Annotated in this window: 14 protein-coding genes; 7 read left to right on the top strand and 7 right to left on the bottom strand. The window is 67.1% G+C overall.

The window, feature by feature from the left end; translation table 11 throughout:
• Positions 1–26: 26 nt before the first annotated feature.
• The 5 genes from TX76_RS06630 to TX76_RS06610 all read left to right on the top strand — a co-directional run bounded on the left by TX76_RS06630 (position 27) and on the right by TX76_RS06610 (position 3,858).
• Positions 27–1,718, top strand: a complete 1,692-nt coding sequence (locus TX76_RS06630; RefSeq protein WP_049900688.1) for a bifunctional N(6)-L-threonylcarbamoyladenine synthase/serine/threonine protein kinase — start codon at positions 27–29, stop codon at positions 1,716–1,718.
• A gap of 31 nt (positions 1,719–1,749) precedes the next feature.
• Entirely contained in the window at positions 1,750–2,019 is a 270-nt protein-coding gene (locus tag TX76_RS06625; RefSeq protein ID WP_049900684.1) for a DUF5808 domain-containing protein, read from the top strand.
• Positions 2,020–2,057: 38 nt separating this feature from the next.
• A complete protein-coding gene (locus TX76_RS06620; RefSeq protein WP_049900682.1) occupies positions 2,058–2,729 on the top strand; it encodes a non-canonical purine NTP pyrophosphatase in 672 nt (223 codons plus the stop codon).
• A 394-nt stretch (positions 2,730–3,123) separates the two neighbouring features.
• Positions 3,124–3,582, top strand: coding sequence for a GNAT family N-acetyltransferase (locus TX76_RS06615; protein ID WP_049900678.1), 459 nt, complete (start codon positions 3,124–3,126; stop codon positions 3,580–3,582).
• 81 nt (positions 3,583–3,663) lie between these two features.
• A complete protein-coding gene (locus tag TX76_RS06610) occupies positions 3,664–3,858 on the top strand; it encodes a hypothetical protein (RefSeq protein WP_049900674.1) in 195 nt (64 codons plus the stop codon).
• 3 nt (positions 3,859–3,861) lie between these two features.
• Here TX76_RS06610 and TX76_RS06605 read toward each other — a convergent pair whose 3' ends face one another.
• Both TX76_RS06605 and TX76_RS06600 read right to left on the bottom strand, forming a co-directional pair.
• Positions 3,862–4,332 (bottom strand): DUF7384 family protein, encoded by a 471-nt coding sequence (locus TX76_RS06605; protein ID WP_049900671.1) that lies wholly within the window; start codon positions 4,330–4,332, stop codon positions 3,862–3,864.
• A 149-nt stretch (positions 4,333–4,481) separates the two neighbouring features.
• Positions 4,482–5,120, bottom strand: a complete 639-nt coding sequence (locus tag TX76_RS06600) for a hypothetical protein (RefSeq protein ID WP_049900666.1) — start codon at positions 5,118–5,120, stop codon at positions 4,482–4,484.
• Between the two features lie 128 nt (positions 5,121–5,248).
• Between TX76_RS06600 and TX76_RS06595 the strand changes: the two genes are divergently transcribed.
• Positions 5,249–5,437 carry a DUF7472 family protein gene (locus TX76_RS06595; RefSeq protein ID WP_049900664.1) on the top strand — a complete coding sequence of 63 codons (189 nt, stop codon included), beginning with the start codon at positions 5,249–5,251 and terminating at the stop codon, positions 5,435–5,437.
• Between the two features lie 44 nt (positions 5,438–5,481).
• Here TX76_RS06595 and priL read toward each other — a convergent pair whose 3' ends face one another.
• A complete protein-coding gene (priL, locus tag TX76_RS06590) occupies positions 5,482–6,594 on the bottom strand; it encodes a DNA primase regulatory subunit PriL (protein WP_049900661.1) in 1,113 nt (370 codons plus the stop codon).
• Positions 6,595–6,733: 139 nt separating this feature from the next.
• On the opposite strand from priL, the gene TX76_RS06585 reads away from it, so the two are divergent.
• Positions 6,734–7,369, top strand: coding sequence for a protein sorting system archaetidylserine decarboxylase (locus TX76_RS06585; protein ID WP_049900659.1), 636 nt, complete (start codon positions 6,734–6,736; stop codon positions 7,367–7,369).
• 158 nt (positions 7,370–7,527) lie between these two features.
• On the opposite strand, the gene TX76_RS06580 is transcribed toward TX76_RS06585, so the two are convergent.
• From TX76_RS06580 to pstC, 4 genes are all read right to left on the bottom strand, one after another.
• The gene (locus tag TX76_RS06580) at positions 7,528–8,271 is read right to left on the bottom strand and encodes a DNA polymerase sliding clamp (protein WP_049900656.1); all 744 of its coding nucleotides are present in this window, start codon (positions 8,269–8,271) and stop codon (positions 7,528–7,530) included.
• 66 nt (positions 8,272–8,337) lie between these two features.
• Entirely contained in the window at positions 8,338–9,318 is a 981-nt protein-coding gene (gene pstB, locus TX76_RS06575; protein WP_049900654.1) for a phosphate ABC transporter ATP-binding protein PstB, read from the bottom strand.
• Positions 9,311–10,879 carry a phosphate ABC transporter permease PstA gene (pstA, locus tag TX76_RS06570; RefSeq protein ID WP_049900651.1) on the bottom strand — a complete coding sequence of 523 codons (1,569 nt, stop codon included), beginning with the start codon at positions 10,877–10,879 and terminating at the stop codon, positions 9,311–9,313. The genes pstB and pstA overlap by 8 nt, the downstream gene beginning before the upstream one ends.
• Positions 10,876–11,967: a phosphate ABC transporter permease subunit PstC gene (pstC, locus tag TX76_RS06565; RefSeq protein WP_049900649.1), complete on the bottom strand. Its 1,092-nt coding sequence runs from the start codon at positions 11,965–11,967 to the stop codon at positions 10,876–10,878. Before pstC ends, pstA begins: the two co-directional genes overlap by 4 nt.
• Positions 11,968–11,982 lie beyond the last annotated feature (15 nt).

The following is an 11,982-nucleotide window of genomic DNA, read 5'->3' as shown; positions in this document are numbered from 1 at the left end:
CGCCGGCTGAGTGAACGAGGGACACGATGCGCGTGCTCGGCATCGAGGGCACCGCGTGGGCCGCGAGCGCGGCGTACCACGACACCGCGACCGACGAGGTCTCGATCGAGACTGACGCCTACCTTCCCGAAAGCGGCGGTATCCACCCGCGCGAGGCCGCCGAACACATGCGCGAGGCGATTCCTTCGGTAGTCGAAACGGCGCTCGATGCGGCTGACGGGCCGATCGACGCGGTCGCGTTCTCGCGGGGGCCCGGACTCGGCCCCTGCCTCCGGATCGCCGGGACGGCGGCACGCGCGCTCGCCGGGTCGCTCGACGTCCCGCTCGTCGGCGTGAACCACATGCTCGCTCACGCCGAGATCGGACGACACCGATCGGGGTTCGCCTCACCTGTGTGTCTGAACGCGAGCGGCGCGAACGCCCACGTCCTCGGCTACACCAACGGCCGGTATCGGATCCTCGGCGAGACCACCGACACGGGAGTGGGGAACGCGCTCGATAAGTTCACCCGCCACGTCGGCTGGTCCCATCCGGGCGGGCCGAAGATCGAGCGCGCGGCGGCCGAGGGCGAGTACGTCGATCTCCCCTACGTCGTCACCGGGATGGATTTTTCCTTCTCGGGGATCATGAGCGCAGCCAAGGCGGCCGTCGACGAGGACATACCTGTCGAAGACGTCTGTTTCTCGCTCCAGGAGACCGTCTTCGGGATGTTAACCGAAGTCGCCGAGCGCGCGCTCTCGCTGACTCGATCCTCGGAACTCGTCCTCGGTGGGGGAGTCGGCCAGAACGCGCGGTTGCAGGAGATGCTGGAGACGATGTGCGAGGCGCGCGGTGCGGACTTCTTCGCGCCCGAAGCACGCTTCCTTCGGGACAACGCCGGGATGATCGCGGTGCTCGGCGCGAAAATGGCCGCCGCGGGCGACACCATCGCGATTGCCGACTCGCGTGTGGATTCGGGATTCAGACCCGACGACGTACCCGTGACGTGGCGCGAGGACAGCGGCGGACGCGCGACCACCGAAGAACGCCGGAACGGCACGGCGCGCGAGACCGGAAGCGTCGACGCGTACCAGGGTGCCGAGGCGACTGTCGAGATCGCGGGTAATCACGTCGTGAAACGCCGTCGCCCGAAGGCCTACCGCTATCCGGAGCTCGACGAACGGCTGCGCCGCGACCGAATCGTCCAGGAAGCGCGTCTCACGAGCGCGGCGCGGCGCGAAGGCGTGCCGACGCCGGTCGTCCACGATGTCGACACCCACGAAGCGGCGCTGACGCTGGAACGCGTTGGCGAGTGTGACCTGCGCGAGATCGTCGAGTCGGGCGACGACGACTCCGACGCCACCGCCGCACGCGGTGGGCAGGAAGTGCGAATGGTGGCCGAACACCTCGCAACACTTCACGCCGCAGGGTTCGTCCACGGCGATCCCACGACGCGGAACGTCCGAGTGAGTGCTCCGTCGGCGTCCGGCGGCGGGGACGAAGGGGATGGCGACGTGGGCGACGAGCTGACCTACCTGATCGACTTCGGGCTCGGCTATCACACCGACAGCGTCGAGGACTACGCGATGGATCTCCACGTGTTCGAACGAAGTCTCGACGGGACGGCCGCTGCGCCCGATCCACTCCGTGCGGCCTTCGAGGAGGGCTACGAGGAGGCGGGGAACCCTGACGTGCTCGATCGCCTCCGCGAGATCGAGGGCCGGGGCAGATACCAGTAAATCACTTAACGGGGGCCGCCGTAGCGGGGACATGGCCGACAGACCATCGTCGGGCGAGATCTTCGGTGTCCCGTACAACTTCGAGCGGCCGAGCCTCGGCCGGATGCTCTCGGCGTACTGGCAGCCAGGTGAGGAGATGCTGGTCGAGAAGCCGTTCGGGATCGGCTACACCCTCAACCTCGCCAACTGGCGGTCGTGGATCGTGCTCGCGGTCGTCGCCGCGCTGCTCGCCCAGGAGAACCGCTCCGGGGACGAGGCGGGCGAGGCCGACGAGGAACCGGTCGAGGTCGTGGTCGACTGAACCGACGGCTACTTCTCCCCGAGCGTCCCCCATCGCACGTGCTCCGCTACGTCACCACCAACGAGGGGAAGGTCGCCGAGGCCCGCGAGTATCTCGACGACGTGTCGGCGCTCGCGTACGAGTACACCGAGATCCAGAGCGACAGCCTCGCCGACATCGCCGCGAGGGGCGCGCGCGAGGCCCACGCCCACGCCGGCGAGCCGGTGATCGTCGACGACGCCGGACTGTTCGTCGACGCGCTCGGGGGATTCCCCGGACCATACTCCTCGTACGTCGAGGACACGGTCGGGATCGAGGGTGTCGGACGACTCGCCGCCCGCGAGCGCGACGAGGATCAGGACGACCGGGCGGCCTTCCGGTGCGTGATCGCGTACTGCGACGGCGAGGAGTTCGCCGCCAGTCCCGATCCCGTCGAACGGGGCGACCGCGTGACTGCGGCTGCGGCGGGACCCGATGAGGACGAGAGAGCGGGCGACGAGGACGCAGACGACGGCAGCAATCCGAGCGGCCCGCCGGTCAAACTGTTCGAAGGCGTGGTCCGCGGCCGGATCGTCGAGCCACGAGGCGACGGCGGGTTCGGCTACGATCCGATCTTCGAGCACGACGGGCAGACGATGGCGGAGATGAGTACTGCGGAGAAAAACGCTATCTCACACCGCGGTCGCGCGCTCGCGAAGTTCGGTGAGTGGTATCACGAGCGAAGCGAGTGATACCTCGTCGGGCAAGCGAAGCGAGCGACCGTTTTGGCGGTGGTTCGCCGAACGAGAGTGAGGCGAATCAGACACGTCGCAGCGTTCGCCACGTGCCATGCCAGAGAGATAGCCGGACATTCGCGGATACCATACGAAACCCGGCGACAGCAGCCGACACATCTGTGACGAATCACGACACAACTGAGAGACCGCAGCCACACGCCTCCCCAGCCGATTCCTTCGTTTGCTCACTCCGTTCGTATCACTCAGTCATCCCTCGCGCGAGTCGCGCATTCCATGCGCTCCCGCGCGCCACCGCCGTCACAGATGGACGAACCTCCGACAGAGAGGTACCCGACAGCTACCGCTGCACGATCGCGCGATACGAGTACGCTCAACCGGAAACCACGGTATGTACGTCCGCCCCGCGACCCGTGAGGACCGCACCGCACTGCCCGCCCTCCACGCGGCCGCCGTCGAGGCGTTCGGTCCCGATGGCTACGATGTCGACCAGGTTCGGAAGTGGGCGAAAGCCGACGACCGCTCGCCGGACGATTACGACGTCGACACCGCGGACGAACACTTCACCATCGCGGTTCGCGAGAGCGAGGTCGCGGGGTTCGGCCACGTCGTCCTCGGCGCGGGCGAGGTCCACGCGGTCTACGTCCATCCCGAGCACGCGGGCCACGGCGTCGGCAGCGCGCTGCTCGCCGAGCTGGAGGGATACGCCCGCGGCCAGGGGTATTCGGCGCTCTCCCTCCAGTCATCGCTGAACGCCGTCGGGTTCTACGAGCGGGCGGGCTACGAGCGGGTGAGCGAGGGCGAGAGCCCTGGCGGGTTGGCGGTCGTCGAGATGCGCAAAGAACTGTGAGACACGGAGCTATCTCGCTGTGTGACATCTCGATAGCACCATCGACGAAAAATCCATTGTCAGTCCGTGACGTATGGAACTATGGATCGCGCAACCGGGGTTGCCGCGGCGACGGCCGTCGTGTACGCACTCGTGATGCTCGCCGTCGGGCTCTGGATGTTTCGGGGTGATGCCGTCCTGCTCGGCGCGGTCGTCTTCGTCGCTGTCGTCCTCGCGCCACCGTGTTATCTGATCACACGCAGCGCTGTTCGCGCACAACTGCCCGAGACGAACTGACGGTTACGCCCGCGGGTCACGGTCCGGGCCGGGATACTTGTCGTCGCCGACGACCGGCCACAGCCGCTCAGGATCGAACAGACGGGCGAAGGCGGCGGGGTCCTTGACGCTGGTGGCGACGTGTGAGCGGATCTCGACGCCGGCCGCGGCTCCCTGGAGGCGATTGTCGAACGAGAGGACGTGGGCGGCGTCGCCCGCCGCCGCCGACGCAATCGCGGGATGATCGTCCTCGGGATGGGTGACGCGCATCCGGAGGGCGGCGAGCTTGTCGCGATGGTCGGCCGCGAGGTCGACATCGGCAAGTGTCGCCACGACCGCCTCGCAGTCGTCGAGCAGCGGATCGCTCGCCACGAGATCGACCCACGAGTGGCTCCGAACGATGTCGAGCGCGGTACGTGCGGGGCCGCCGACGAGGAGGTCCGCCGCGAGCACGTCGGCATCGGCGACGACTCGCGCCGGATTCGGCTCATCCATCCCGGCGCTCCGCAAGCACGGCTTGGAGGGCGTCGAGCGTCACGTCGTGGTCGTCCGCGCGATCGAACAACCCTTGCCACGAGTCGGTCATGTGATGGCTCGCAGCGCGACCGGCAAAACGGCTCGGACCCGTGGCTTGGGTCGGTGACTCACCCGGTCGCGGTGGGTGAGGCGTCACCGGCGCTCGCGGCCCGTGGTCGCCGGACGAGCCGCGATCGAGGGAACGAGTACCGCTGTTCGCTACCCGGATAGACGGCTTCGACGACCGGCTCGGCAGGATCGTAGGCACGGTTCGATGGGTGGGCCGCGACGGTCGCATCCAACGCTTCGATCTCGACCTCGTCGGCCCGGCGATCGGCGACGGCGACCACGGTGAGCAGATCGCCGGTCTCACGGTCACGAACCCGATCACCGGGTTCGAACCCGCAGGTAGGACAGAGTGGGAGCCGGATCGCGTCGGGAACGAACGTCTCACGACCGCAGGCGAGACAGTCGGCGGCGCGGAATCCGGGCGGTGGGACCCGGCCCTCGGTGACTTCGATCGCGACCCGTCGGAGGTGTTTGCACCGCTCGTTGCGGATGGTGTGGTCGGGACACGAACATCGGCTTCCGGGGAGCGAGACGACGTAGGTCGCATCGCTCGTGCTCTCGACGACGTACCGCCCGCCGCCGAGCGGGTCGACTGCCATGCGTTCGCGCCACGCACGGGCGGCCCGGTCGGCCATCCCATCGAGATCGGGAACGAGTGACTGCTTTCGTGACACGGGTGTGTTTCGAGTGTGTGTCATGGTTCTGTCGACGGTTTGATCGCCACTATCGCTGGTTCCGTCTACAAACGAAATAGGGGTTGGAGTATCCTAAACCCCTCGCCCGTCGACTTCGACGCGCTTTTCTCGCGTCCGCCGAAAGCATGCGTATGGAACGGGAGACGTTCGTCGAGGCTGCCGTCTCTACCACTGCGGTCGTGCTGTTTCTCGTGGCGATCGTGGCCGTCGGTCTGATGTACCCGAACCTCGAGGGCGCGGGTGGGTTCGCGCTGGTCGGGAGCCTCGTGTTCTTCGTGGCGGTGATGGTGGCGACTGGCTACTGGCTCTCGAGGCAGTAGAGACGGTTCGATCGGCGTGGCGACCGGTGGCCACGGCTCGCCGGTCAGGCGTCGGCGTCGGCTTCGGTCTCGCGCCAGTCGGCGATCTCGTCGTCGTCGGCGTCGTCGAGCGCGCCCTCGTAGTACGCCATCGGATGTGAGATCGTCTCACACCGGTCGTCCATGTTGACGCAGTCGCCGTAGGACTGCATCGTGGCACACGACGGCGGCGAGTACTCCGTGGGGCTGGTCTCGCCGCGGATGTGGTCGGTCTGGTAGCGGGTCATCTCCTCGCCGAAACCCGGGTTCACCGAGTAGAACTCCACGATCTCGTCGGTCGTCATCCCGATCGAAGTCAGGAACGCCGTGATCGCGAAGCGCGAGTGGTGTTCGAGGTGTTCGCCCTTCCGGACCGAATCCAGGAGTGCGCGCATACAGGGTGGGAAGAGGTCGGGCACCACGGTGTCGATCTCGCGGGTGAGTTCGAGCTCGGAGAGGGTTTCCCGGATACCGGCCTCGGCGTCTTCGAGGAGGTCGCCGACCGATTCGGGCACCGTGAGCGGGAGGCCGTCGGCGATCCGGCGTTCGATCGCTTTTTCGAGGAGATCGCCGAGTTCGGTGTGGGTGATCGGGACGCGGCCCTCGGCGAGCGTGCGATTGACCAGCCGCCATTCGTCGCCCCACATGTCGGCGGCGAGACCGAGATACGCGCCGACATCGACCCGATACGCGTCCTCCCCGGTCCCGGCTCCGTCCCCATCACCGACGGAGTCTGTGCCGCTGACGGCGTGGACGTGGCGGGCGAGGTCGAACTCGGCGAGGAGTTCGGTCGTGGTCACGCGGTCGTCGCGGGTGCTCTTGAGTTCCGCGTCGGCGGCGGCCGTCTCGAAGCGTTCGTGGGCGGCGCTGGCCTCGGCGCGGGCGTACTTTCGGATCAGGACGTGCTCGTCGACCAGCGAGACGAGCACGCGCGCGAGCGGATACGAGAGGAGTTCGACGCGCGTGCTCCGCCGGGGGTCGCCGATCGTCCCGTCCGTGAGAGCGCGCTCGACACGTTCGGTGGCGCGGTCGACCACCCGCTCCTCGTCGCGAGCGATGGCGAGCAGGTCGACGTCGGCGCGTTCGACCGCCTCGCGGGCCGCGTCGAGAAACGGGTAGCGGGCGTGGCGGCGTTCCATCCGTCGTCCGTTGCGCGGCGCGTTCAATAAGTGCGGTGGTCGATGGGATGGGGTGCGATGGTGGAGGGAGGTGGGATGGTTCGGCGGGGTCCCGCTCGGACCGGAAGACATTCCTTTCCGATGGAAATAGCGAGTATCGATGCGGATCGCGTCCCACGCGTGGCGGTACGCCGCGCCGGCGCTCGTCCTCGCGCCAGTCGCGGGCCTGCTCTCGCCCATTGCGGGCGTGGCGGCGCTCGCGCTCGCCGGTCTCGTGCTCGTCTTCCACCGCGATCCCGAGCGGCAAGTGCCGTCATCGGGGATCGTCGCGCCCGCCGACGGCCGGGTGTCGGTCGTGCGCCGGGAGGACGGGCGGCTCCGCGTCGGGATCTACATGGGCGTCACCGACGTCCACGTGAACCGTGCGCCGCTCGCGGGCACGGTGCGCGAGGTAAGCCACTCGCCGGGCGCGAATCGACCGGCGTTCTCGAAGGACTCCGACCGCAACGAGAACGTCGAGATCGACTGCGGCGAGTTTGCGGTCGTCCAGATCGCTGGCGCGTTCGCACGACGAATCCATCCGTCGGTCGAACCGGGCGACGAGATCGCGCGCGGCGACCGGATCGGCCACATCAGCTTCGGGAGCCGGGTCGACATCGTGTTTCCCAAAAGGATCGAACGCGCGGACCTCGACGTACGGAAGGGCGAGCGCGTCGTCGCCGGCGAAACGGTGCTCACAGAGAGCGATGGCATAATTTCCGAGCAGCGGGCGCAGCCGCGCGTGGTTCGGGAGTAGGCGGCGATGCGGATGCGTGGCGGTTGCGGAGTGAAAGCAATCCCACCGCGAGCGACCGCAGGGAGCGAGCGGGAGTTTTTGGTCCAGATTTTTGCGAGGGGTTGAGCGCGCGAGCAGAGCGAGCGCGCGATTCCCCGAAGTAAAAAGGTGGGAGCTGGCTAGTCCGACTGGATCCGTGGCGCGAGCATGAACGTGACCGAGCCCTCGGCCTCGGCGACGTCGAAGTGGAACTTCACGGGGAACTCCTCGCCGAGATCGAGCGTGACCTCGGCGTCGCTCGGGATCGCCTTGTTCATGTCCTTCAGGTAGTCGAGGCTGTACAGCGAGTGCGCCGGGCCGACGGTGAGATCGATGAGGTCGTCGCGGTCGAGCTCGAAGTGGACGTCGTCGGTGTCGCCCTCGGCGTCGACGTAGAACTGCTCGTCCTCTTCGTTCACACCGAGCGCGATGTGGTCGCTCACCATGTCGGCGGCCGTCACCGCACGGTTGACGTCCCGCCCTTCGAGCACGATCGTCGCGGGCAGGTCGAGGTCGGGGATGTCGGGTTCCTGGCGGATGGAGTCGGGGTCGATCAGCGCGAGCGTGTATTCGAGGCCGTCGATCGAGATGTGGAGCTTGCGGGTCTCCTCGTCGAGTTCGAGATGCACGAGGTCGTCGGAGCCGGCCATTCCGGCGATGTCCTGGAGCCGCGAGAGGTTGACGCCGATCACGCCACCGTCGGCCTCGTAGGACTCGAAGGCCGCTTCCGAGAGCGTGAGGTCGACCATCCCGACGTTCGCGGGGTCCACCGCTCGAACCGCGATCCCGTCGTCGTTGAGATGGATCTTACACTCCTCGACCAGGACGCTCACCGAATCGAGCGCCGTCCCGAGCGTCCCGGCGCTCACGATGGCGTTGAACATGGACGCGGTACGACCAGCCGGGTTATAAAAGATGCGCGTTCCGACGGTCGGAGACGAGTGTCGTGCTCAGCCGAACTTCCCGGTGATGTAGTCCTCGACGCGCTGGCTTGCGGGGTTCTCGAAGATCTGATCGGTGTCGCCGTACTCGACGAGTTCGCCGCCGGTGAGGAACACGGCGGTCTGATCGGAGATGCGGGCGGCCTGCTGCATGTTGTGAGTCACGATCACCACCGTGTACTCCTCGGCGAGGTCCTCGATGAGGTCCTCGATCTTCGCGGTGGCGATCGGATCGAGCGCGCTCGCGGGCTCGTCCATCAGGATGACTTCGGGGCCGACCGCGAGACACCGGGCGATGCAGAGGCGCTGCTGTTGGCCGCCAGAGAGCCCGAGCGCATTGTCGTCTAGCCGATCCTTCACCTCGTCCCAGATCGCCGCCTGCCGGAGCGAGCGCTCGACGAGTTCATCCTCTTTCCCGCTCGTGTCCCGGCCGAACAATCGCGAGAGAACGCTCGTGTTGATCTCGCCGTGCTTTTGCGGACCGTAGACGACGTTGTCCCGGATCGATTTCGGGAACGGGTTCGGCTGCTGAAACACCATCCCGACGCGCTTTCGCAACTCGACGAGGTTTGCACCGTCGCGGTAGATCTCCTCCCCGTCGACCGCGACCGAACCGTCGATCGTCGCGGCACGGATTCGGTCGTTCATCCGATTCAGACACCGGAGGAACGTCGACTTCCCGCAGCCCGACGGCCCGATCAGTGCGGTGACGCTCTGCTCGGGGATCTCGACCGAGATGTCCTCGATCGCGTGGTCGTCGCCGTAGTGGACGTTGAGATCCGTGGTGGTGACCTTCGCCGCGCCAGCGTAGTCGTACTGGACCCACTCGTCGTGGACCGTCTCGTCGGTCTCACCGGCCGTCGTTTGCTGTCCCGATGGCCGCGTGTCCGTCGCTGTGCTGTCCGTTCGGTTTCGGTCAGTCCGGTCGGTTCGGGCGGTTTCGCCCGTCGTCGTAGTGTCGGTCCGTGGTTGGTTCTCTGTTTCACTCATAGCGTAGTTTCCTCCGGAAGTACGCCCGCGTCGCGATCCCGATGGCGTAAAACGACAGCACGACGAGCAGCAGGACCAACGCCGTCCCCCACCCGAACGCCTCGACGTCCGTCGCGCCGACACCCGCAGTGATCGTCGCGTAGAGCTGGTAGGGCAGCGCGCTGGCCGAGGTCAGCAACGCGTCGTTGGTGATAAAGGGCGGCGTCGCGGTGAACGCGAACGAACCCAACACGTTCGGCGTGGAGTTCGGGAACGGCGACCCCGCCATCACGACGAGGATCGGTGCGGTCTCGCCCGCGATCCGGCCGACACCGAGGATGACGCCCGTGACGATGCCCGGCACCGACGCCGGCAACACGACGCTACGGATGGTCTGCCACTGACTCACCCCGAGCGCGGCGCTCGCGTCGCGGTACTCGTCGGGAACGCTCATGATCGCCTCCCGGCTCGTGATGAGCACCAGCGGCAGCAGCATGAACCCGAGCACGAGCATCCCCGCAAAGAGCGAGGTGGTGTTGCCGAAGCGCGGAACGAGGAAGGCGTACCCGAACAGCCCGAAGACGATGCTCGGCGTGCTCCAGAGGCCGTTGGTCGCGATCTCGACGATCCGAGTGAACCCACCCTCGTCGGCGTACTCGGTGAGAAAGAGCGCCGCACCGACACCGAGCGGCACCGCGAAGAGCACTGCGCCGACGACGAGCCACGCGGTCCCGAGGATCGCGGGCAGCACGCCCGGAACATCGACGTAGATGCCCTGCGAGACGTTCGTCACGAACGGCCACGCGAACCTGCCGAGACCGATTTCGAGGCCGTCGGTGAGTTTCGGCAGCCCCTGTATGGCGACGAACGCGACCAGTAAGACGAGGATCGCGAGAATCGAGAACGTGTTGATCCCGATCAGCAGGTACGCACCGGTCTGTCGTCCTCGGCTACCGAAGCCCGCGCTCGCCTTCGCGGCCGGCCACGCCGCGAGCAGGCTACAGAAGATCGTCAGCAACGGCACGACAACCGGCGCGTGGAACGACGCCGCGAACCCTGTCGGCGACCACACCCAGTCCGGACCGATGACGTCCGTGAGGAAGGCGAGGCCGACGCCGACGGCAATGATTCCCGCCGGAATCGTCGCGCCGATGTCCTCGCGTGCGCCCACTACGGCGGCTGCCGTTGCGGCTCCAGCGACCAGCGCGGCCGGCAGCCACGCGACCGTCCCCAGCCCGAGCGTCTGCGAGACGACTAGTCCTGTGGCGATCAGTGCCGTGAGACCGAACGTGGTCGCGGCGGTGAGTCCGCCGGTGTCGCTCGGCGTCGTCGTGACGACGCCCGTTCGCGAGGCGACGCCGAGGCCGAGCACGATCCCTCCCACGACGACGAGGCCGGCCCCGAAGAGGTCGTAGAGGGTGAGGCCGAGGAGTTCGGTCGTCGGTGGCGTGATACGGAACAGCGCCGTCCACGAGAACAGGAAGGCGAGGAAGCCGAGACCGACCGCGAGCGCGCTCGCGCGCTCGAAGATGGACGAGCGGCCCTCGACGAGCGTCGAGTCAGTTCCGTACGCGTCGCTCATCGGTTCCCCCCGAGGTTGCGCTCCATTCGCACCTCGATCAACTGCGAACCGATCGAGAGGAAGAGCACAGTGACGAACAGCACGACGCCCGCGCCGAACAGCGCACTCAGGTGGAGTCCCTGGGCAACGCCGTACTGGTTGGCGATCACGCTGGTCAGCGTGATGGTGTTGTCGAAGGCGTCGAACAGCGGGCCGGGGAACTCGGTGACGTTCGCGAGGATCACCGTCGCGGCCATGGTCTCGCCGACCGCCCGGCCGACGCCGAGCAGGACGGCGGCCGAGACGCCCGAGAACGCCGCCGGGATCGTGATGCCGAGCGTGGTCTGCCACTCGGTCGAACCGAGCGCGAGCGAGCCGCTCTTCATCGACTCGGGAATACTCGTCAGCGCATCCTCGGCGACCGAAACCACCGTGGGTAGCGCCATCAGCCCGATCACCATTCCTGCGACGACCAGGCTTCCGTTCGAGGTGAGATCGAACGTGTCCGACCGGCTGAAGTAGCCGTTGATGACGATGAACCCGAGCCAGCCGTAGACGATCGAGGGGATTCCAGCGAGGATCTCGACGCCCGGTTTCACGATATCCCGAAGCCACCCGGGGGCGATCTCCGCGATGAACACCGCCCCCGCGATCCCGAGCGGCCCGGCGATGGCCATTGCGAGGACCGTCGTCACGATCGTGCCCCAGATCATCGGTGTCAGGGAGTACACCGCGTCGGCAGTGCTCCACAACCCGGTCTCGCCGGGATCGACGCGCGTGACGAGATCGAGCCCCATCAGCTCGAACACCGGCCACGCCTCACCGAAGAGAAAGACGATGATGAGTCCCATCACGGCGACCGTGAACGCCGTCGCGAGGAAGGTCAGCGCCTTCGCCGTTTCCGCCTGATGGGCGTACCATCCGAACCCCACCACGACGAGGAAGCCGAGCAGAAACACCGCGGTCAGGCTGGACTGGACCAGGAACCCGACTGCGACGCCCGCGAGCAAGAGCGCACCGATCGCGCCGACGATGAGGACACTCCGGTCGGTATCGGTGGTTCCGTCACCGGAGCTGCCCGGCAGCCACCGTTCAGGGATGGTCGACATGTGAATGTTGATGTA

This window comes from Halococcus agarilyticus (assembly GCF_000334895.1).
Lineage (GTDB): Archaea > Halobacteriota > Halobacteria > Halobacteriales > Halococcaceae > Halococcus > Halococcus agarilyticus.
The sequence above is the reverse complement of the archived record's forward strand: the minus strand, read 5'-3'. Positions and strand labels throughout refer to the sequence as shown.

What these genes read in the sequence shown, in the direction of transcription:
- TX76_RS06630 (WP_049900688.1), top strand. Translation starts at nt 27, where the DNA reads ATGCGCGTGCTCGGCATCGAGGGCACCGCGTGGGCCGCGAGCGCGGCG.
- TX76_RS06625 (WP_049900684.1), top strand. Translation starts at nt 1,750, where the DNA reads ATGGCCGACAGACCATCGTCGGGCGAGATCTTCGGTGTCCCGTACAAC.
- TX76_RS06615 (WP_049900678.1), top strand. Translation starts at nt 3,124, where the DNA reads ATGTACGTCCGCCCCGCGACCCGTGAGGACCGCACCGCACTGCCCGCC.
- TX76_RS06610 (WP_049900674.1), top strand. Translation starts at nt 3,664, where the DNA reads ATGGATCGCGCAACCGGGGTTGCCGCGGCGACGGCCGTCGTGTACGCA.
- TX76_RS06605 (WP_049900671.1), bottom strand. Translation starts at nt 4,332, where the DNA reads ATGGATGAGCCGAATCCGGCGCGAGTCGTCGCCGATGCCGACGTGCTC.
- TX76_RS06600 (WP_049900666.1), bottom strand. Translation starts at nt 5,120, where the DNA reads ATGACACACACTCGAAACACACCCGTGTCACGAAAGCAGTCACTCGTT.
- TX76_RS06595 (WP_049900664.1), top strand. Translation starts at nt 5,249, where the DNA reads ATGGAACGGGAGACGTTCGTCGAGGCTGCCGTCTCTACCACTGCGGTC.
- priL (WP_049900661.1), bottom strand. Translation starts at nt 6,594, where the DNA reads ATGGAACGCCGCCACGCCCGCTACCCGTTTCTCGACGCGGCCCGCGAG.
- TX76_RS06585 (WP_049900659.1), top strand. Translation starts at nt 6,734, where the DNA reads ATGCGGATCGCGTCCCACGCGTGGCGGTACGCCGCGCCGGCGCTCGTC.
- TX76_RS06580 (WP_049900656.1), bottom strand. Translation starts at nt 8,271, where the DNA reads ATGTTCAACGCCATCGTGAGCGCCGGGACGCTCGGGACGGCGCTCGAT.
- pstB (WP_049900654.1), bottom strand. Translation starts at nt 9,318, where the DNA reads ATGAGTGAAACAGAGAACCAACCACGGACCGACACTACGACGACGGGC.
- pstA (WP_049900651.1), bottom strand. Translation starts at nt 10,879, where the DNA reads ATGAGCGACGCGTACGGAACTGACTCGACGCTCGTCGAGGGCCGCTCG.
- pstC (WP_049900649.1), bottom strand. Translation starts at nt 11,967, where the DNA reads ATGTCGACCATCCCTGAACGGTGGCTGCCGGGCAGCTCCGGTGACGGA.